17 protein-coding genes and 1 pseudogene are annotated in these 19,707 nt (G+C 70.6%); 15 read left to right on the top strand and 3 right to left on the bottom strand.

The window, feature by feature from the left end; genetic code table 11:
- Positions 1 to 76 precede the first annotated feature (76 nt).
- From OHS57_RS24585 to OHS57_RS24550, 8 genes are all read left to right on the top strand, one after another.
- On the top strand, positions 77 to 931 hold the full coding sequence (locus OHS57_RS24585) for a helix-turn-helix domain-containing protein (protein WP_328583364.1): 855 nt from the start codon (positions 77 to 79) through the stop codon (positions 929 to 931).
- Between the two features lie 227 nt (positions 932 to 1,158).
- Positions 1,159 to 2,058, top strand: a complete 900-nt coding sequence (locus OHS57_RS24580) for a polysaccharide deacetylase family protein (protein ID WP_328583363.1) — start codon at positions 1,159 to 1,161, stop codon at positions 2,056 to 2,058.
- A gap of 86 nt (positions 2,059 to 2,144) precedes the next feature.
- Positions 2,145 to 3,356: a pyridoxal phosphate-dependent aminotransferase gene (locus tag OHS57_RS24575; RefSeq protein WP_041995239.1), complete on the top strand. Its 1,212-nt coding sequence runs from the start codon at positions 2,145 to 2,147 to the stop codon at positions 3,354 to 3,356.
- Between the two features lie 120 nt (positions 3,357 to 3,476).
- Entirely contained in the window at positions 3,477 to 3,875 is a 399-nt protein-coding gene (locus tag OHS57_RS24570) for an SCO4983 family protein (protein WP_041985115.1), read from the top strand.
- Positions 3,876 to 3,970: 95 nt separating this feature from the next.
- Positions 3,971 to 5,047, top strand: a complete 1,077-nt coding sequence (locus OHS57_RS24565; RefSeq protein ID WP_328583362.1) for a hypothetical protein — start codon at positions 3,971 to 3,973, stop codon at positions 5,045 to 5,047.
- Between the two features lie 40 nt (positions 5,048 to 5,087).
- Positions 5,088 to 6,284 carry a toxic anion resistance protein gene (locus tag OHS57_RS24560; RefSeq protein ID WP_328583361.1) on the top strand — a complete coding sequence of 399 codons (1,197 nt, stop codon included), beginning with the start codon at positions 5,088 to 5,090 and terminating at the stop codon, positions 6,282 to 6,284.
- Positions 6,285 to 6,301: 17 nt separating this feature from the next.
- On the top strand, positions 6,302 to 7,936 hold the full coding sequence (locus OHS57_RS24555; RefSeq protein ID WP_328583360.1) for a substrate-binding and vWA domain-containing protein: 1,635 nt from the start codon (positions 6,302 to 6,304) through the stop codon (positions 7,934 to 7,936).
- A gap of 108 nt (positions 7,937 to 8,044) precedes the next feature.
- Entirely contained in the window at positions 8,045 to 8,653 is a 609-nt protein-coding gene (locus tag OHS57_RS24550; protein WP_328583359.1) for a hypothetical protein, read from the top strand.
- Between the two features lie 82 nt (positions 8,654 to 8,735).
- On the opposite strand, the gene OHS57_RS24545 is transcribed toward OHS57_RS24550, so the two are convergent.
- Positions 8,736 to 10,607 carry a phosphoenolpyruvate carboxykinase (GTP) gene (locus OHS57_RS24545; RefSeq protein ID WP_443042957.1) on the bottom strand — a complete coding sequence of 624 codons (1,872 nt, stop codon included), beginning with the start codon at positions 10,605 to 10,607 and terminating at the stop codon, positions 8,736 to 8,738.
- Positions 10,608 to 10,806: 199 nt separating this feature from the next.
- Between OHS57_RS24545 and trhA the strand changes: the two genes are divergently transcribed.
- From trhA to OHS57_RS24530, 3 genes are all read left to right on the top strand, one after another.
- The gene (trhA, locus tag OHS57_RS24540; protein ID WP_041985126.1) at positions 10,807 to 11,520 is read left to right on the top strand and encodes a PAQR family membrane homeostasis protein TrhA; all 714 of its coding nucleotides are present in this window, start codon (positions 10,807 to 10,809) and stop codon (positions 11,518 to 11,520) included.
- A gap of 128 nt (positions 11,521 to 11,648) precedes the next feature.
- Positions 11,649 to 13,271, top strand: coding sequence for a DHA2 family efflux MFS transporter permease subunit (locus OHS57_RS24535; RefSeq protein WP_328583358.1), 1,623 nt, complete (start codon positions 11,649 to 11,651; stop codon positions 13,269 to 13,271).
- Positions 13,272 to 13,276: 5 nt separating this feature from the next.
- Entirely contained in the window at positions 13,277 to 13,906 is a 630-nt protein-coding gene (locus tag OHS57_RS24530) for a TetR/AcrR family transcriptional regulator (protein ID WP_328583357.1), read from the top strand.
- Positions 13,907 to 13,975: 69 nt separating this feature from the next.
- Here OHS57_RS24530 and OHS57_RS24525 read toward each other — a convergent pair whose 3' ends face one another.
- The gene (locus tag OHS57_RS24525; RefSeq protein WP_328583356.1) at positions 13,976 to 16,015 is read right to left on the bottom strand and encodes a thioredoxin domain-containing protein; all 2,040 of its coding nucleotides are present in this window, start codon (positions 16,013 to 16,015) and stop codon (positions 13,976 to 13,978) included.
- A 49-nt stretch (positions 16,016 to 16,064) separates the two neighbouring features.
- Here OHS57_RS24525 and OHS57_RS24520 point away from each other — a divergent pair.
- A pseudogene (locus OHS57_RS24520) lies at positions 16,065 to 16,211 on the top strand (Uma2 family endonuclease); the annotation flags it as partial.
- Between the two features lie 139 nt (positions 16,212 to 16,350).
- Positions 16,351 to 17,373, top strand: a complete 1,023-nt coding sequence (locus OHS57_RS24515; protein ID WP_328583355.1) for a sodium:calcium antiporter — start codon at positions 16,351 to 16,353, stop codon at positions 17,371 to 17,373.
- A 5-nt stretch (positions 17,374 to 17,378) separates the two neighbouring features.
- Here OHS57_RS24515 and OHS57_RS24510 read toward each other — a convergent pair whose 3' ends face one another.
- On the bottom strand, positions 17,379 to 17,861 hold the full coding sequence (locus tag OHS57_RS24510; RefSeq protein ID WP_328583354.1) for a MarR family winged helix-turn-helix transcriptional regulator: 483 nt from the start codon (positions 17,859 to 17,861) through the stop codon (positions 17,379 to 17,381).
- A gap of 113 nt (positions 17,862 to 17,974) precedes the next feature.
- On the opposite strand from OHS57_RS24510, the gene OHS57_RS24505 reads away from it, so the two are divergent.
- Positions 17,975 to 19,072: an epoxide hydrolase family protein gene (locus OHS57_RS24505; protein ID WP_328583353.1), complete on the top strand. Its 1,098-nt coding sequence runs from the start codon at positions 17,975 to 17,977 to the stop codon at positions 19,070 to 19,072.
- 84 nt (positions 19,073 to 19,156) lie between these two features.
- Positions 19,157 to 19,693 carry a hypothetical protein gene (locus tag OHS57_RS24500; protein ID WP_328583352.1) on the top strand — a complete coding sequence of 179 codons (537 nt, stop codon included), beginning with the start codon at positions 19,157 to 19,159 and terminating at the stop codon, positions 19,691 to 19,693.
- The last annotated feature ends 14 nt before the right edge of the window (positions 19,694 to 19,707 follow it).

The following is a 19,707-nucleotide window of genomic DNA, read 5'->3' as shown; positions in this document are numbered from 1 at the left end:
ACACCGCGCCGAGACGGGTACTGACAGGGCGACGCTGAGCCGGCCACGCGCGGCGCCACGCCGGTACCGTGGGCGGGTGAGCGAAACCGAACTGGGGCACTTCCTGCGCGCGCACCGCGAGGCCGTGACGCCCGCCGAGGTGGGCCTCCCGCCCGGCAGCAGGCGCCGCACGCCGGGGCTGCGCCGTTCGGAGCTGGCCATGCTCGCCGGCATCAGCGTCGAGTATCTGGCCCGGCTGGAACAGGGCAGGGACAACAACCCCTCGCCCCAGGTGCTGTCCGCGCTCGCCGAGGCCCTGCGGCTCGACGCGGAGGCGCGTGTCGAGCTGCTGCACGTCCTGAAGGCGACCAACGGCACACTCAAGCTCTGCCCCGGCGCCTACCAGCCGCCGGAGCGCACCGTACGGCCCACGCTGCGCGCCCTGCTCGACCGCCTTGAGCCGACGCCCGCCGTGCTGCTCAACCGGCTGAGCGAGGTCATCGGCTTCACCGAGGGCTACGCGCACCTGTACGGGCCGCTGGGGCTGCTGGACCCGCCGGCCCCGTGCCTGCCGCGCTTCCTGCTGACCGATCCCCGGGCGCGCGCCGCCCACCCGGAGTGGGACCGGGTCTGCGACGACGTGATCGTCCGGCTGAAGAACGACTCCGTGCCGGACGATCCTCATCTGCTCGATCTGGTCGACGAGTTGACCCTGCTCGCGGGCGCCGCGTTCACCGACCGGTGGAACAGCCCGCAGCGGACACCGGAACGCGCCGGAGTACGGCGGCTGGTGCACCCCGCCGCCGGTGAACTGCGCCTCGTCCAGGAGACGCTGGAACTCGCCGACTTCCAGCGGCTGGTGGTCCAGCTGCCGGCCGACGACGCCACGGGCGCGGCTCTCGACGAGCTGACGGGCCGCCGGCCGGGCGCGCTGCGCGCCGTGGCCGGCTGACCCCGCGGTACGTGCTCCACGCCCTCCGGGCCCAGGCCGCTCGCCGGGTGAACCGGCCGGGCCGCCCAGGTGAACTCCGCCTCAACAAAAAACGCACCCGCTCGCATGGGAACACCTGACCGGGGTGTCACACGAACTTATGAGCATCCTGTGTGGACCGGATCCTCGGCGCCCACTTGCTCGTCTCCCTCCTCGGACGCAACGGAGCGTAGGCGGGAGCGCGGACCATGGCACGCAGGGACATTCGGACGTCGGTCAATTGGTCATCGGGCGGGCGGGCACGGGCGGCGGTCCTCGCGCTGGCCACCGCCGTACTGCTGGCGGGCTGCGGCGCCGAACAGGCGGCCAGGAGCAGCGCGACCGACGGCAGCGACGGCAGCAGCACGAGCGACGGGAAGGGTGGCGGCTCGCCCGCGACCACCGTCCGGCCGCAGCGCACCCCGCTCCCCGGCCCCGACCGTACGACGCCGCCGCCGCTGCCCGCCGAGACCTCGTCCCCCAACCCGGCGCTGTCCCGTCCCGTGGTGTCCATGGACATCGCGCACGCGGCGCAGCGTGGCGGCCAGGCGGTCAATGTCACGATCGACGACGGCCCCGACCCGGTCTGGACGCCGCAGATCCTGAAGATCCTGCGGCGGAACGGCGTCAGGGCGACGTTCTGCATGATCGGCCCCGCGGCCGAGGCGCATCCCGATCTGGTCCGCCGGGTGGTGGCCGAAGGACACCGGCTGTGCGACCACACCGTGTCGCACAACACGGCGATGGACCACCGCTCACGCGCCTACCAGAGCGGACAGATCCTGACCGCCGAGCGCCAGATCGAGCGGGCGTCGGGCGGCGTGGCGCCGCAGTACTACCGGGCCCCGGGCGGCGCCTTCACCCCGTACAGCAGGCAGATCGCCGCGGCGGCCGGCATGCGGCCGCTCGGCTGGAACGTGGACTCGCAGGACTTCGAGCGGCCCGGCGTCGAGGCCATCCAGCACACCGTCAAGGAGGAGCTGGACAACGGCCCTACGCTGCTGTTCCACGACGGCGGCGGGGACAGGTCCCAGACGGTGGCGGCGCTGGGCCGGCTGCTGCCCTGGCTGCGCCACCACGGCTACGGATTCAGCTTCCCGGTCCGCTAGGGCCTGACCCCTTACGGCGACCGCCGCCCCCGTTAGTCCTGTCACGCTGAGCGTTTCCCGCGCCACCAGGTCGTATGGTGGCGGGCATGCAGGTGATCCAGTCGACGAAGCTCGCCAACGTCTGTTACGAAATCCGGGGCCCGGTCCTCGACGAGGCGATGCGGCTGGAGGCAGCAGGCCACCGCATCCTCAAGCTCAACACCGGCAACCCCGCGGCCTTCGGCTTCGAGTGCCCGCCCGAGATCCTTGAGGACATGCTCCGCAACCTCGGCGCCGCGCACGGCTACGGGGACGCGAAGGGGCTGCTGTCGGCGCGCCGCGCCGTGATGCAGCACTACCAGACCAAGGGCATAGAGCTGGACGTCGAGGACATCTATCTCGGCAACGGTGTCTCCGAGCTGATCCAGATGTCCATGCAGGCGCTGCTGGACGACGGCGACGAGGTGCTCGTCCCCGCCCCCGACTACCCGCTGTGGACGGCGTCGGTCTCGCTGGCCGGCGGTACGGCGGTGCACTACCGCTGTGACGAGCAGGCGGACTGGCAGCCGGACCTCGCCGACATCGAGCGCAAGATCACCGACCGCACCAAGGCGATCGTGATCATCAACCCGAACAACCCGACCGGCGCCGTGTACGACGAGTCCATGCTGCTGGCGCTGACCGAAGTGGCCAGGCGGCACAATCTGGTCGTCTGCTCGGACGAGATCTACGACCGGATCCTGTACGACGGCGCCACCCACACCCCGACGGCGGCGCTCGCGCCCGATCTGCTGACCCTCACCTTCAACGGGCTGTCCAAGAACTACCGGGTGGCGGGCTTCCGCTCCGGCTGGATGGCGGTCTGCGGCCCGAAGGCGCACGCCGGGTCGTACATCGAGGGGCTGACGATCCTGGCCAACATGCGGCTGTGCGCCAACATGCCCTCGCAGCACGCGGTGGCGGCGGCGCTGGGCGGCCGGCAGACGATCGACGACATGGTGCGGCCGGGCGGCCGGATCCTGGAGCAGCGGGACACCGCGTACGACCTGCTCACCCAGATCCCGGGGGTGACGTGCGTGAAGCCCAAGGGCGCGCTGTATCTCTTCCCCCGGCTCGACCCGAGCGTCTACAAGATCAAGGACGACCGGGAGATGGTCCTTGACCTGCTGCGGCGGGAGAAGATCATGGTCGTGCACGGCACGGGGTTCAACTGGCCGGAGCCGGACCACTTCCGGATCGTGACGCTGCCGGCCGCCTCCGAGCTGGCCGACGCGGTGACCCGGATCGGCACATTCCTGGACGGATACTCCCAGCCCTGAGCGGTCTCCGAGCGGGCTTCGAGCGGTCCGCAAGCGGTCTGCGGGCAGTCTTGAGTTCCCACTAACTTTAGACTGATTCCAATGTAGGATGGTCTCCTGACCCTGCCAGGAGGCCATCCCATGTACGAGCCCATCCGTACCAAGTCGGTCCACTCGCCTGCCGACGACGCCGACTTCCCCCACCGCAGCCGCGAGGAGGAGCTGGACATCCAGCTCGCCGGCCATCTGTCCGCCCTGCTCGCGCTCACCGACGAGCTGGGCGACGGCGAGGCCGCCGAAGCCCTGGCCCGGCAGCTCACCCGGCTGCGCGGAGCAGCCCCGCTGCGGCAGCCCGGATCCGACAACGACCCGGTCGACCCGGAGGCGCTGCACCGGCGCGCGCTCGCCGTGGCGGGACGGGCGCTCGTGGTCGCCGCCTCACGCGCCGACACGGCTGCGGCGATACTGGCCGCCGAGCGGATGGACGCGCACACGGCGGCGCTGCACAGCGGCGCGCAGCCGCTCGTCGGCGCTCACTGAACGTCCCGTTCCGGTTCCGGGCCGGGATGGCTCCTTCACCTTCCGTACACCCTGCGGCGCCCGGAGTGTCGGATTGCGCGAGCACGCTCTGACGTGTGAGACGCATCGTAGGAATCGTCCTGGCGGTGCTGCTGATCGGCGGCGTGGCAGCGGCCGTCGTGGCAGGCCGGGAGAGTCAGGGCACGAGCACGGCAACGAAGACCGTGCGTGGCGTGATCGGATCGGAGAAGGCCGAGTTCTTCGCCGATCCCGGTGTGGTGAAAGCGCTGGCTGCCAAGGGCTTCACCGTGAAGACGGAGACGTCGGGCTCCTGGGCGATGGACCAACTGACGCTCCAGGACGATGACTTCGCCTTCCCTTCGTCCAAGGCCCCGGCCGACGCACTGGACAAGAAGTACGGCGTCCAGGGCGGCCCGATCCGCCCGTTCTACTCGCCCCTCGTCGTCGTGGCGCACCGCGCCGCGGCCCGGGTGCTGGCGGCGAACGGGCTGGTGACGCTGGACGGCCCGTCCCGCGGCACGCTGCGGATGGGCCCGTATCTCGAAGCCGCGGGCCGCAACCGCACCTGGCAGCAGCTCAAGGGCGCGTCCGCGCATACCGAGTTGACCGGGACGCTGTTCATCACCAGCACCGATCCGCAGACCTCCAACTCGGGCGCGCTCTACCTCGCCGCCGCCTCGTACGTCGCCGACGGCGGGAAGGTCGCCACCGACGAGGCAGCGGTCGGCCGGACAGCGCCGCTGCTCAAGAAGCTGATCTCGGTGCAGGGCGCCCAGCAGACCAGCTCGGACGCGCCCTTCCGCGACTTCGTCAGCGGCGTCGGCAATCCGCTGGTGCTGGTGTACGAGTCCCAGGTCGCCTCCCTGCTGCTCCAGCACCAGGACACCGGTGACCTGGTGGTGCTCTACCCGGACACCACCGTCAACAGCGACCACACGCTGGTCCCGCTCACCGACAACGGCCGGGCCCTGGGCGAACTGCTCTCCACCGACAAGACGTTGCGCGAGCTGGCCGTACGCCACGGCTTCCGGCCGCAGGGCGCGGCAGCCGAGTTCGACGCGGCGACCACGCCCGACGCCGCGTTCATCAACCGCACGCTCGCCGGGGTCCGGCAGGCGCCCGTACCCACCAACAGCATCCTGCACGCGATGGCGGTGCGGGCCGGCTCCTGACCGGCTCCCGCGCCACCGCTTCCGTCCCAGGGGGGACCGCATGTCCACAGAGAACAGCACGGAGTCGAGCGGGCAGAGCGAACTGACGCTCACCCCGCCCGAGCCGGTACCGCCGGTGCGCGGCGAGCAAGCCGCGGGTCTGGTGCCGCTCGCCGACTCCGTACGCGACGAGATGACCCGCCGCGCCGCCGACTACGTCGGCTCGCTGGCGGCGCTCGACGCCCGCTCGCCCGAATTCACCGCCCGCGTCGGGGAGATCGCCGGTCTCGGCTCGGGAGAGATCCGCAGCGCGGCCCAGCAGTCCAACCGGATGCTCGACCGTACGGTCCGCTCGCTCACCTCCGGCGGCGAGGACGCCCAGTCCCGGGTCGGGACCTCGCTCGTCGAACTGCGCCGCACCGTCGAGGACCTGGACCCGCGCGACACCCCGGGCAAGGGCGCGCGGCGGCTGCTCGGCAAGGTGCCCGGCGGCAACAAGCTCCGCGACCACGCCGCCAAGTACGTCTCCTCGCAGGGCACGCTGAACCGGATCGTCGGCTCGCTGCGCGGCGGCCAGGACGAACTGCGCCGGGACAACGCGGCGTTGCACACCGAGCGCAGCCGGCTCTGGGAGACCATGGGCAAGCTGCAGGAGTACGCGGTGCTCACCGAGGCACTGGACGCGGCGATCGAGCTGCGGATCAGCCGGGTGGAGCCGGCGGACCCCGCGCAGGCCGACGCGCTGCGGGCCGACGTGCTCTTCCCCGTCCGGCAGAAGCACCAGGACCTGCTCACGCAGATGGCGGTGTGCGCCCAGGGGTATCTCGCGATGGACGTCGTGCGCCGCAACAACGAAGAGCTGATCAAGGGCGTCGACCGGGCGGCGACCACGACGGTCTCCGCGCTGCGGATCGCGGTGATGCTGGCCTCGGCGCTGGAGAACCAGCGCAAGGTCACCGAGCAGGTGAACGTGCTCCGTTCGACAACCGAGGACCTGATCCGCGGCAACGCGGAGATGCTCGCCACCCAGAGCGGCGAGATCCAGCGGATCGCGGCCGACCCGGCGGTCGGTGTGGAGACGCTGCGGGCCGCCTTCCAGCAGATCTACCGGACCCTGGACGCGATCGACACGTACAAGATCCAGGCGACGGAATCCATGGCGGCGACCGTCGAATCGCTCTCCACCGAGCTGAGGACGGCGAGTTCGTATCTGGAGCGGACCCGCTCGGCCGGCGCGCTCGAAGGCGGTTCCCAGTGATACGGCGGCGCCCGCTGATGTCGGGACGGCGAAGAACCCGGCAGCGCGCGCTGCTCGCGCTGGCCGTCGCCGCGCTGTGCGCGGCGACCGCCTGCTCGTCCGGCGGCTCCGGCACACCGGACGACGGGCGGAGCGGCGACACCGGCTATCACCCGGGCACCCTGCGGGTGCTGGCGTCGAGCGAACTGTCCGACATGACGGGGGTGCTCGCCCAGGCCGAGAAGAAGACCGGCGTGAAGGTGCGGCCGACGTACATCGGCACCCTGGACGCCGCCGAACTCGTCACCTCGGGCAAGGCGGACGGCACGTACGACGCGCTGTGGCTCTCGTCCGACGACTATCTGCGGCTGCACCCCGAAACCGGCGCGCGGCTGACCAACGAGACCCCGATCATGTCGTCCCCCGTCGCGCTCGGCGTGCGGCAGGAGACCGTCACCCAGCTCGGCTGGCAGCCGGACCAGGTCACCTGGGCACAGGTCGAACAGGCCGTCGCAGCGGGGAAGCTGACCTACGGGATGACCGACCCGGTGCGCTCCAACTCCGGTTTCTCCGCGCTGATCTCGGTGGCCTCCGCTCTGTCGGGCGCCCAGTCGGCGCTCACCGACGCGGACGTGGCCAAGGCGACGCCCCGGCTCAAGCAGTTCTTCGCCGGACAGAAGCTGACGTCGGGATCCTCGGGGTGGCTGGCCTCGGCGTACACCCGGGGCAGCACGGTCGCGGGCGGCGGTGTCAACGCGCTCGTCAACTACGAGTCGGTGCTGCTGTCGATGAACCGCGACAGCCACGCGGGGCTGACCGTGATCCGCCCGAAGGACGGCGTCGTCACCGCCGACTACCCCTTCACGCTGCTGACTTCGGCGCCCCGGGAGGCACGCGAGGCAGGACAGCGGCTCACCGCGTATCTGCGCAGCCCCGAGGCGCAGCGGGCGCTGACCGAGCAGACGTTCCGCCGCCCGGTGGTGCCGTCGGTGCGGCCCGCCGCCGGACTCGGCGCCGACAAGCGCCGTGAACTCCCCTTCCCCGGGACGCAATCGGTCGCCGACGGGCTGCTGGACAGCTACGAGAACACCCTGCGCCGCCCGTCGCGGACCGTGTACGTGCTGGACACCTCGGGCTCCATGGCGGGCGACCGCCTCGACGCGCTGAAGACGGCGCTCGCCGGGCTGACCGGTACGGACAACTCGCCGACCGGCGACCGCTTCCGGGACCGCGAGGAGGTGACCCTGATGCCGTTCGGCTCCGTGGTGAAGCGGATCACGACGCACACGGTGGACCCGGGCGACCCCGGCGGCTCGCTGGACGCCATCCGCTCCGACGTGAAGGCGCTCACCTCGTCGGGTGACACGGCGATCTACGGCAGCCTTGAGCAGGCGTACTCCCGGCTGCGCGGCGGCGGCGACACGTTCACGTCGATCGTGCTGATGACGGACGGCGAGAACACCACCGGCCCGGGAGCCGGCGCCTTCGACTCCTTCTACGCGGGGCTGCCCGCCGCGCTGCGCGCCACCCCCGTCTTCCCGATCGTGTTCGGCGACTCGGACCGGAGGGAGCTGGCGCACATCGCCGAACTCACCGGCGGACGACTGTTCGACGCGACGACCGGCGAGGGCGCGCTCGACGGCGCCTTCGAGGAGATCCGCGGCTACCAATAGTCCGCGGCTGCCGACAGCCCGTGGCTGTCAACAGTCCGCGGCTGTCAACAGTCCGCGGCTGTCAACAATCCGTGGCTATCCGTTCCATGGCTACCTACAGGGGGATCAGTGGCCGGCAGGAGAGCGCTCGCCTATCTGGAATCACGCAAGAACCTCACCGGCGGTGTCTGCGGTGTGGCCGGTCTCGCCCTGACCTTCACCGGGCTGGCCGGCGCCTACTGGCCGGTGGTGGTCGCCGGGCTGTACGGCGCGGGCGCGCTGATCGCGCCGCCCGAGCGGCCCGCCGCCCCGCACTTCCCCGACCCGGCGCAGCAACTGGACGCGCTGCGCGTCGACTTCGGCAAACTCACGGACTATCTGACCGAGGTGGAGCTGCCACCGGCCGCCGCCGGGCGGCTGACCGAGCTGACCGGTGTGCTGGCGGCCCTGCTCGAACCCGGCTGGGTCGCCGACGCGCTCGCGGGCGACGCCGAGGCCGTACACGCGCTGTCGCGTGCGGTGCGCCAGGACATACCGGAGTCGGTGGACACGTACTCACGGGCCCGCTGGTGGACCCGGCTCCAGCCGGGAACCGAGCCGCCGGAGCGCCATCTGGAGCGGCAGTTGACGGCGCTGCACGAGGAGGCGTCCGCACTGGCCGGTGCGCTGCGGGAGGCGGAGGCGCGGCGCCAGGAGTCGCACACCCGCTATCTGGAGGACCGCAACCGGGCGCAGTGAGCCGGCAGGGGCCCAGCTTTCGGAAGCGGGCGGACATAGCAAACCCCCGGAGCCCATAAGGCGGTTCCGGGGGTTCCCGACGTCAGCCCAGGCGCTCGACGAGCGCGTGGTATTCGTTCCACAGTTCCTTCGGCGTGTGGTCACCGAAGGTGTTGAGGTGCTCGGGGATCAGTGAAGCCTCCTCGCGCCAGACCTCCTTGTCGACGGAGAGCAGGAAGTCCAGCTCGCCGTCGGAGAGTCCGAGCCCTTCGGTGTCGAGGGACGCGCGGGTCGGCAGGATGCCGATGGGCGTCTCGACGCCGTCGGCCGTGCCGTCGAGCCGTTCCACGATCCACTTCAGGACGCGGCTGTTCTCGCCGAAGCCCGGCCACACGAACGTGCCCGCCTCGTCCTTGCGGAACCAGTTCACGTAGTAGATCTTCGGCAGCTTGCTCTGGTCCTTGTCGGCGCCGACACCGACCCAATGGCCCATGTAGTCGCCCATGTTGTAGCCGCAGAACGGCAGCATGGCGAACGGGTCGCGGCGCAGCTCACCGACCTTGCCCTCGGCCGCCGCGGTCTTCTCGGAGGCGACGTTGGCCCCCAGGAAGACGCCGTGCTGCCAGGTGAAGGACTCGGTGACCAGCGGTACGGCCGAGGCGCGCCGGCCGCCGAAGAGGATCGCCGAGATCGGCACCCCCTTGGGGTCCTCCCACTCGGGGGCGATGATCGGGCACTGTCCGGCGGGCACGGTGAAGCGGGCGTTGGGGTGGGCGGCGGGCGTACCGGACTGCGGTGTCCAGTCGTTGCCCTTCCAGTCGGTGAGGTGCGCGGGCGGCTCCTCCGTCATGCCCTCCCACCAGACGTCGTTGTCGTCGGTGAGCGCGACGTTCGTGAAGACGGAGTTGCCCCACATGGTCTTCATTGCGTTGGCGTTGGTGTGCTCGCCCGTACCGGGCGCGACACCGAAGAAACCGGCCTCGGGGTTGATCGCGTAGAGCCGGCCGTCCTCGCCGAACCGCATCCAGGCGATGTCGTCGCCGATGGTCTCGACGCTCCATCCCGCGACGGTGGGCTCCAGCATGGCGAGGTTGGTCTTGCCGCAGGCCGAGGGGAAGGCGGCGGCGACGTACCTCGACTCGCCGCGCGGCGGGGTGAGTTTGAGGATCAGCATGTGCTCGGCGAGCCAGCCCTCGTCGCGCGCCATCACCGAGGCGATGCGCAGCGCGTAGCACTTCTTGCCGAGCAGGGCGTTGCCGCCGTACCCGGATCCGTACGACCAGATCTCCCGGTCCTCGGGGAAGTGCGAGATGTACTTGGTGGAGTTGCAGGGCCACGGCACGTCCGCCTGGCCGGTGGCGAGCGGCGCGCCGAGGGTGTGGACGGCCTTGACGAAGAAGCCGTCCTCGCCCAGCTCGTCCAGGACGGGCTGTCCCATCCGGGTCATGGTGCGCATCGACGCCGCGACGTACGCGGAGTCGGTGATCTCGACGCCGATCGCGGACAGCGGTGAGCCGAGGGGGCCCATGCAGAACGGGACGACGTACATGGTCCTGCCGCGCATCGCACCGCGGAAGACGCCCTGGTCGCCGGTGAAGATGTCACGCATCTCCGCCGGTGCCTTCCAGTGGTTGGTGGGGCCGGCGTCCTCCTCCCGCTCGGAGCAGATGAAGGTGCGGTCCTCGACGCGCGCCACGTCGGACGGGTCGGAGGCGGCGTAGTACGAATTCGGCCGGGTGACCGGGTCCAGTTTCTTGAACGTGCCCTTGGCGACGAGCTCCTCGCACAGGCGCTCGTACTCGCTCTCCGAACCGTCGCACCAGACGACCCGGTCGGGCAGGGTCAGGGCCGCGATCTCGTCGACCCAGGCGGCCAGCCGGCGGTGCCGGGTGGGGGCGGTGGTGGTCTCGGTAGGGGTATCGAAGATGGTCTCGATGGTGGTTTCGGTGGTGGGAGCCGCGATGTCGCGCGCCACGATCGCTCCTTGATGAGGGGTTTTGTTGGGTTGTGCCCCTTGGGGGCTGCGACCCGGACGCTTCGTAGCCCGCTCATCCGGTGCCGCCCGCACTCATTTGATGATCCGATGCTCGCGCCCATATGTCCAGGGGGCCTCACACGTGAGCATGGCCACTGCGTTTCAGCCGAGGGCGGCACGGCGTCGGTAGCATGAACGCATGAATCGCCCCGGGCCCGAAGCGACCGAGATTTCCCCGTCACCCGAAGGGGGGCCGGTCGAGATCGACTTGCCGAGCCCGGTCAAGCCGAAGATGCGCGGCTGGCTGCACGCGGGGATGTTTCCCGCCGTCCTGATCGCCGGAGTGGCGCTCATCGCCCTCACCGACTCCACCCGCGCCCGGGTCGCCTGCTCGATCTACGTAGTGACGGCCTGCCTGCTCTTCGGGGTCAGCGCCATTTACCACCGGGGCACCTGGGGCCCGCGCGGCGAAGCCATCCTGCGCAGGCTCGATCACGCCAACATCTTCCTGATCATCGCCGGTACCTACACCCCACTGACCCTGCTCCTGCTGCCCGACTCGACGAGCGAGACCCTGCTCTGGGCCGTGTGGGCGGCGGCCGCAGCCGGTATCGCCTTCCGGGTCTTCTGGGTCGGCGCGCCGCGCTGGCTCTACACGCCGTGCTACATCGCGATGGGCTGGGCCGCGGTCTTCTACCTGCCGGACTTCATGCGCACCGGCGGCATCGCCGTGCTCGTACTCGTCGTGGTCGGCGGCCTGCTCTACAGCGCGGGCGGCGTGATCTACGGACTGAAGCGCCCCAACCCGTCACCGCGCTGGTTCGGCTTCCACGAGGTGTTCCACTCCTTCACGCTCGCCGCCTTCGTAGCGCACTTCGTCGGCATCTCGCTGGTGGCGTACCAGTACTCGTAGCGGTACCGACCGCTGCCCGTAGCGCCACCGACCACCCCCACGACCCGTAGGGCCACAACCGAAAACTTGACGCCCCCAATCTTTTGAGAGTTACTGTCATTTGACATTAACTCTCGAAGGAGATCGTGATGACCCGTCGATGGTGGGCGCTGGGCGCCTTGGTCGCGAGCATGCTCGTGCTGGGCTTCGACACGACGATCCTGAACGTGGCACTGCCGTCCATGGCCGCGCAGCTCGGTGCGACCACCGGCGAACAGCAGTGGATGGCGGACATCTACATCGTCGTCTTCGCCGCCCTGATGCTCCCCGCCGGACTCCTCGGCGACCGGTTCGGCCGCCGCCGGATGCTCGTCGCCGGGCTCGGGATCTTTCTCGCGGGCTCGGTCGTCGGCTCGCTCGTCCACAGCGTCGACCTGGTCATCACGGCCCGCGCGATCATGGGTGTGGGCGCCGCGCTGATCATGCCGCTCGCCATGTCCGTACTGCCGTCCCTCTTCGGCGCGCCCGAGGACCGGGTGAAGGCCGTCGGCATCATCTCGGCGGCGTCGGCGCTCGGGCTGCCGCTCGGCCCGATCATCGGCGGCTGGCTGCTCGAACACTTCTGGTGGGGTTCGATCTTCGTCCTCAACATCCCGATGGTCGCGATCGGGATAGCCGCCTGTGTCTTCCTGCTGCCGGAGACGGCCGACCCCTCGTCGCCCCGGGTCGACCCGCTCTCCACGGCGCTCACCGCGCTCGGTCTCGGCGCGCTCGTCTACGGCGTCATCGAGGCGCCCGAGCGCGGCTGGGGCAGTCCGCTGGTCATCGGCATGCTGGTGGGCGGGGCCGTCCTGCTCGCCGCTCTCGTGCTGCGCGAGCGGCGCATGGCGCGCCCCATGCTCGATCTGACGCTGCTGCACCACCGGGGCTTCCTGCTCAACACGCTGGCGGCGACGCTGGTGATGTTCGTCCTGTCCGGGCTGCTGTTCCTGCTGCCCGGCTATCTCCAGGCCGTACGCGGCAACGACGCGCTCGGCACCGGGGTGCGGATGCTGCCGATGATGGGCGGCCTGATGGTGACGTCCCGGCTCAGCGGCCCGCTCGGCCGGCGGTTCGGCCCCCGCGCGGTGATCTGCGCCGGCCTGGTCGTGCTCGCCTTCGCCGCGCTGCTCGGCAGCCGTACCACCGTGGACAGCGAATACTGGTTCACCGCGCTGTGGCTGACGATCACCGGCGCCGGCTTCGGACTCGCGGTCGTCCCCGCCATGGACGGCGCGCTCGGCGCGCTGCCCGCCGACCGGGCGGGCAGCGGCTCCGGGCTGCTGCTGACCGTGCGGCAGACGGGCGGCGCCATCGGCATCGCCCTGCTGGGCTCGCTGCTCGCCGCCGCCTACACCGACAGGCTCGACACGTCGGGGCTGCCCGCGAGCGCCGCGGACACGGCGGGCGACTCGGTGGTCGGCGCGCATGTCGTCGCGGCGAAGCTCGGCCTGCCGGACCTCGCCCACTCGGCGGACGTCGCGTACCTGCACGGACTGAGCCTGGCCCTGGTGGTCTGCGCGGTGACGGCGCTGGTGTCGGCGGCACTGGTGGCGGCGCTGCTGCCGAACCCGAAGCCCGAGCCGAAGCGCGAGCCGGCCGACGGGGCGGCCGGCGGGACGGCCGGCGGTGACAGCGCCCGGGAAGCCGAGGCCGTTGCCGAGGGTGCCGAAGCGGGCGCGGACGGCGACGGCAGCGAGGTGGCCCCGGCTGCGGCGGATGCCCGACAATAGCCAGCATGGCCGCCTCCCCACAGCCCTCCGCACTCGAACAGCAGCCCCACCTCGGCCTGCGCGAACGCAAGAAGCTCAAGACCCGCATCGCGATCCGCCGGGCCACCTACCGGCTGATCGACGAACAGGGCTACGAGGCGACCACCATCGAGCAGATCGCGGAGGCGGCGGAGGTCTCGGCCTCCACCGTCTTCCGCTACTTCCCCACCAAAGAGGACATCGTCCTCACCGACGAGTACGACCCGCTCATGGCCGAGGTGCTGCGCGGCAGGCCGGCCGACGAGCCGCCGCTGGAGTCGATCCGCTTCATCGTGATGCACCAACTGGGCGGCGTCTTCGCGAACGAGGACGAACTCGCCGAGATGAGGCAGCGGACCCGGCTCATGGTCGAGATCCCGGCCGTTCGCGCCCGGATGAGCGAGTCCATGTCGGTGACGTCGAAGCTGCTCACCGGCGTCCTCGCGGAGCGCACCGGCCGCGAGGAGAACGACCTCCAGCTGCGGATCTTCACCGCGGCCGTGATGGGCGCGCTGCGCGAGGTGACCCTCTACTGGGGCGAGCACGGCAACAAGGACGACCTGTTCGCCCTGATCGACGGCGCGCTCAACTCCCTTGCGGGCGGCCTGCGCCTGTAGGGTCTGTCGTTTGGATCTTGCCGGGCTCGCGGGCGCTGGTGCCGCGCCTCGCGGCGGCCGCCCCGGGGATCACTCGGCGACCCCCAACTCGGCGGCCAACTGGTCGACTTCGGTGGTGGGCGCGGCACACACGAAGTGCCGGCAGACGTACGCGGCCGCCTTCCCCTCGACCAGCGGCCGGTCCCGCAGCAGCGGGAACTCCTCGCCGCCCGCCGCCCCTGCGGCGACCACAGCGCCGGGCGCGGTGCCGAGCAGCGCCGTACGGTGCAGGGCGCGCGTCGCCGCGTCGCCCACGGCCCCGACGACCGCCACCTCGCGCGGCCCGTCGAGCAGCGCCTCCGACACCGCGAGCCCCCAGCCGATGAACCGGGGCGCCCGCGGACCGAGCGTCCGCACCACGCCCAACGCCCCCTCGGCAGCGGTCCGGTGGGCCTCGGAACCGGTGTGCGCCGCGTACGACAGCAGCGCGCCGGCCGCGGCCGACCAGCCGGAAGGCGCGGCGTTGTCCGTCGGGTCCTGCGGGCGGCGGATCAACTGCTCGGCGTCGTCGGCCGTGTCGTACAGCGCGCCGTCCTCGCCCTCGGCGACGAACTGGTCGAGCACGGTGTCCAGCAGCAGCCCGGCGAACTCCAGCCAGGCACCTTCGCCGGTCACCGCGGCGAGCGCCAGGAACCCCTCGGCGACATCGGCGTAGTCCTCCAGCACCCCCGCGTTGGCCCCGGCCCTGCCGTCCTTGGAGGTACGGGCGAGCCGCCCCACGTCGTCCATGTGCAGCCGTACCAGCAGATCGGCGGCCTCCGTGGCCCGTTCGACCAGGTCGGGCCGGTCGAAGTACGCGCCGGTCTCGGCCAGCGCGGCGACGGCCAGCCCGTTCCACGCGGCGACCACCTTGTCGTCCCGCCCCGGCCTGTGCCGCGTCTCGCGCGCCGCGAACAGCCTGCCCCGTACGGACTCGACGCGCGCCGCGTCCACATCCCCGCCGTGGTCGGGGAGTTGGAGCACCGACGCACCCTTCTCGAAGGTGCCGTCGAGCGTGACCCCGAAGTGCCGGGCAGCGAACTCCCCGTCGTCGTCGCCCAGCAGCTCCCGCAGCTGCGCCGGCGTCCACGCGTAGAACGCGCCCTCGACGTGCTTGCCCGTACCGTCGTCACTGTCCGCGTCCAGGGCCGAGGCGAACCCGCCCTCGGCCGTGCGCAGTTCACGCACGAGGAAGTCGGCGGTCTCCACCGCGACCCGCCGGGCGAGCTCCGATCCCGTGGCCCGCCACAGATGCGCGTACACCCGGCAGAGCAGGGCGTTGTCGTACAGCATCTTCTCGAAGTGCGGCACGACCCAGGCCCGGTCCACCGAATACCGCGCGAACCCGCCGCCCAACTGGTCGTAGATCCCGCCGCGCGCCATCGCCACACACGTGTCGGCCGCCATCTGCAGCGCACCCTCGGCGCCGGTACGGGCGTGGTGGCGCAGCAGGAACTCCAGCACCATCGACGGCGGAAACTTCGGCGCACCCCCGAACCCGCCGTGCCGCTCGTCGTACTCCCTGGTCAGCCCGAGCAGCGCCTGCGCCAGCTCCTCCTCGGCCGGCACGCCCTCGCCCCCACCGTGCGCGAGCGACCGCCCGGCCAGCTCCCCCACAATCCGCCCGGCCACCTCGGCGACCTCGTCCCGCCGATCGGTCCAGGCGGAGGTGACCCCCTCCAGCACCTGCGGAAAGGACGCCATGCCGTGCCGGGGCGCGGGCGGAAAGTACGTACCGAAGTAGAACGGCTCGCCGTCGGCGGTCAGAAACACCGTCATCGGCCACCCACCCTGCCCGGTGGCAGCCTGCACGGCCTCCATATAAACGGCGTCCACATCCGGCCGCTCCTCGCGGTCGACCTTGATGTTGACGAAGTGCGCGTTCATGTACGCGGCGGTCGTCGCGTCCTCGAAACTCTCCGACGCCATGACATGACACCAGTGACACGCGGAGTAGCCGACAGAGAGCAGAACGGGTACGTCGCGCCGCCGTGCCTCTTCGAAAGCTTCCGGCTCCCAGGGCCACCAATCGACCGGGTTGTCAGCATGCTGAAGCAAGTAAGGCGAGGTCACACCAGCCAGCCGGTTCATGCGCCCCAGCCTCTCACAATGCCCGCCCCCGCCCCGAGAGGCCACCGTAATCGAACCGGCCGTCACCGGTGTCCCCATCGTCTACACCTACGTCCTCGACCCCGCCACCAAGGCCTACAGGGACGGCGAGATGTTCACCGGCACGATCAAGGCTGCCGCACCCTTCTCCGTCACCGTGGACCTGGGTTCCATCTGACAGCGCTGGAATGTCCTGACCTCCATCTCTTTTCCTCTCTTTGCCGACCGGGCGATTGTCGGTGTGGCTACGGCTCGGGGCGGGGGCGCGCGGGCAGAATCTGGCGGGCGGGTGGGGCCTTCGGTGCTGGGCGGTCGGTGTGATCCATTACGTTTTGCTGCTCGTGTGCGCGGTGGCGATCTATCTCTCGTGCGAGTGGTTCGTCAACGCCGTCGAATGGCTCGGCCTGCGGCTGAACGTCGGGAAGATGGCCGTCGGCACGATCCTCGCCGCTTTCGGCACCGCGCTGCCCGAGTCCGTGGTGACCCTCGTCGCGGTGACCACCGGCAGCACCGAGAAGGCCAAGGACATCGGTGTCGGCGCCGCGATGGGCGGGCCGCTGGCGCTGTCGACCATCGCTTACGGGGTCACCGGCGCCATACTGCTGCGCAAGCGACGTAGGGAGCGGGCCGAGGACGGCGGGCCGGCCGGTGAGGCGCTGGGCGATGCGAAGGACATGCGGCGCCTCGCCAAGGACCAGAAGTGGTTCCTGCCGATCTTCGTCGTCAAGGTCGCCCTGGGTCTGGTCGCCTTCGCCTACAAACCGGTCCTGGGGCTGCTGTTCTTCGCCGCCTACGGCGTCTACTTCTGGCGGGAGATCCGCGGCGGGGGCGACGGGGACGCGGACGACGAGGAGTTGGAGCCGCTGAAGCTCCAGCCCAGAGCGGCCTCCCCGGCCACCTGGGCCGTCGTGGTGCAGACGCTGGCCACGCTGCTGGTGATCTTCTTCGCCTCCCAGCTCTTCGTGAAGCAACTCGACGCCATCGGGCCGATGCTGGGCCTGCCCACGGCCGTCACCGCCCTGCTCCTGTCACCGGTCGCGACCGAGCTGCCCGAGGTCATGAACGCGATCATCTGGGTGCGCCAGGGCAAGACGAAACTCGCCCTCGCCAACATCTCCGGCGCCATGATGATCCAGGCCACCGTCCCCAGCGGCCTCGGACTGCTCTTCACCACCTGGAAGTTCGACAGCGCCCTCATCTGGGCCGGGCTCATCACCATGGCCGCGATCGTCTACCTGCTGCTGACCATGCGCGCGCACCGGCTCACCCCCGCCCGCCTCACCGTCACGGCCGGGTTCTACGTCGTCTTCGGCATCGGGCTGGTCCCGATCCTGAGCTGAGCCGGTCAGTGCTGCGGCGCCTCGGGCGTGCCCGTGCGCCCGTTGTGGTGGTCCAGCAGCCTGGACAGCAGCTCGGTGAACCGCCGGCGCTCCTCCGCCGACAGCGGGGCCAGCAGCGCCTCCTGGCTCTCGGCCAACGGCTTCTCCAGCCGCCGCAGTTGCCGCTTGCCGGCGGCGGTGAGCGTGACGATGTTGCGCCGCCGGTCGTCGGGGTCGGGGGCGCGCTCGACCAGTCCCCGTTCGGCTAGTTCGTTGACCGTCGCCACCATGTCGCTGACATGGATGCCGCTGCGGCGGCCGAGCGTGGCCTGACTGGCGGGTCCCGAGTCCTCCAGCGTCGCCAGCAGCCGGTAGTGGTAGCCGCGGGCACCGGCGGACGCGAACCCGTCGGCCACCAGACGCGCCGCGTGGTGGGCGGTCTGGCTGAGCAGCCAGCTGGGCATCCGCTCCCACCTGGCGGGCTGCGTCTCCTCGTACGGGTTCTCCATGGGGCGAGTCTACCGAATCGTTGGCCGCACCTATGATTATGCTATCGTTGGTGCATCAAACGTTTACATGGCAAACGTTAATCGCTCGAACGAATTCCCATGGAGTCGAGACCATGATCAAGCCGTTCCGCGTCGACATCCCCCAGGCCGACCTCGACGACCTCACCGACCGGCTCACCCGCACCCGTTGGCCCAACGAGGTCGCCGACGCCGGCTGGGACTACGGATTCCCGCTGGCGCGCCTCAAGGAGCTGGCCGAGTACTGGCGTACCGGCTACGACTGGCGCGAGCACGAAGCCGCGCTCAACAAACTCCCGCACTTCACCACCGAGATCGACGGCCAGAACATCCACTTCGTACACGTCCGGTCGGCCAAACCGGACGCGCTCGCGCTGGTCCTCACCCACGGCTGGCCCGGCTCGTTCCTGGAGTTTCTCGACGTGATCGAGCCGTTGTCGCGCGACTTCCACCTGGTGATCCCGTCCATCCCCGGCTACGGCTTCTCCGGGGCGACCCATGAGCGCGGTTGGGACATCACCCGGATCGCCCGCGCCTGGGCCGAGTTGATGCGCCGGCTCGGGTACGAGCGGTACGGCGCCCAGGGCGGCGACTTCGGCTCCGGCATCTCGACCGCGCTCGGCGCGGCGGCCCCCGAACGGGTCGTCGGCGTGCACGTCAACTACCTGCCGACCAGGCCGGATCCGGACGCCGGCCTCGAACTGTCCGCGACGGACGAGGCCCGGCTCGACAAGATCAGGCACCTGATGGCGAACCGCCCGCCGTACCAGGCACTGCAGGCGGCGACCCCGCAGACCCTCGGCTACGCGCTCACCGACTCACCCGTCGGCCAACTGGCCTGGATAGCCGAGCGGTTCGCCCGGTGGACCGACCCGCAGTCACCCGTCAGCGACGAGCGGATCCTCACCGACGTGTCGCTGTACTGGCTGACCGCCACCGCCGCCTCCTCCGCACGGCTGCACCACGACACCCCGCGCCGGACCGAGCCGTGCCCGGTACCGCTCGGCGTCGCCGTCTTCGCGTACGACATCACGCAGTCGGTACGGCCGCTGGCCGAGCGCCTGTACGACATCAGGCACTGGTCGGAGTTCGAACGCGGCGGCCACTTCGCGGCGATGGAGGTCCCCGAACTGCTCGCCGGGGACGTCCGGGACTTCTTCACCCACCTCGCGGGGTCGGCACAGGAAAGGTGATAAACCGGCGGTCGTCATCTCATGGGCCGTTTACTGTACGGACACGCCGCGCCTGCCCGTGGCAGCCGTCCGAGGAGGAACCCCGTGTCATCGCCCTACGGCCCCCAGCACTCCCCCGTCGGCGACGTGGGCGCGGCCCTCATGATGATCGACTCCCGGCTCAAAGGCATTCACGACGGCAGGACCGAGGCCGACCCCGAACAACAGTCGCTGATCGACCAGTTCACCGCGTCGCTGGGCCCCAAGGGCGCCAACGACCTCTTGGACGGCGCCTGCATGCTCATCTACATGTTCATGACCTGGCTGCGGAAGGCCCACGAGGACCACGACAAGGACGTCATCGAGTACGTGGTGCCTTCCCTGGTCGCCTCACTGCGCATGATGCCCAAGAGCATCCGCCCCGAGGCCATCCCCACGATGGCCGGCCTGGTCATCGCAGCGGGCACAGGGCTGAGCCCCAACCTGTGGCGCAAACAGTACGGAAGCTGGATCGAGGAGGAGATGACTCCCCTGGAGGCGACCACCTTCCTGCTGGCGGAACACATCAACCGCATCACGGAGGACCCCGACTTCGCCACCCGCCTGATCAGCGAGGCCCTGACGAACGCGGACGAAGACTGACGACCCGCGCACTT

The organism is Streptomyces sp. NBC_00370 (assembly GCF_036084755.1).
Taxonomy (GTDB): Bacteria; Actinomycetota; Actinomycetes; order Streptomycetales; family Streptomycetaceae; genus Streptomyces.
This window is presented reverse-complemented; position numbering and strand designations above follow the sequence as displayed.

Bases quoted from the DNA above. Each gene is read 5' to 3' on its own strand.
- OHS57_RS24580 (WP_328583363.1), top strand. From the start codon at position 1,159: ATGGCACGCAGGGACATTCGGACGTCGGTCAATTGGTCATCGGGCGGG.
- OHS57_RS24575 (WP_041995239.1), top strand. From the start codon at position 2,145: ATGCAGGTGATCCAGTCGACGAAGCTCGCCAACGTCTGTTACGAAATC.
- OHS57_RS24570 (WP_041985115.1), top strand. From the start codon at position 3,477: ATGTACGAGCCCATCCGTACCAAGTCGGTCCACTCGCCTGCCGACGAC.
- OHS57_RS24560 (WP_328583361.1), top strand. From the start codon at position 5,088: ATGTCCACAGAGAACAGCACGGAGTCGAGCGGGCAGAGCGAACTGACG.
- OHS57_RS24555 (WP_328583360.1), top strand. From the start codon at position 6,302: ATGTCGGGACGGCGAAGAACCCGGCAGCGCGCGCTGCTCGCGCTGGCC.
- trhA (WP_041985126.1), top strand. From the start codon at position 10,807: ATGAATCGCCCCGGGCCCGAAGCGACCGAGATTTCCCCGTCACCCGAA.
- OHS57_RS24535 (WP_328583358.1), top strand. From the start codon at position 11,649: ATGACCCGTCGATGGTGGGCGCTGGGCGCCTTGGTCGCGAGCATGCTC.
- OHS57_RS24530 (WP_328583357.1), top strand. From the start codon at position 13,277: ATGGCCGCCTCCCCACAGCCCTCCGCACTCGAACAGCAGCCCCACCTC.
- OHS57_RS24525 (WP_328583356.1), bottom strand. From the start codon at position 16,015: ATGAACCGGCTGGCTGGTGTGACCTCGCCTTACTTGCTTCAGCATGCT.
- OHS57_RS24510 (WP_328583354.1), bottom strand. From the start codon at position 17,861: ATGGAGAACCCGTACGAGGAGACGCAGCCCGCCAGGTGGGAGCGGATG.
- OHS57_RS24505 (WP_328583353.1), top strand. From the start codon at position 17,975: ATGATCAAGCCGTTCCGCGTCGACATCCCCCAGGCCGACCTCGACGAC.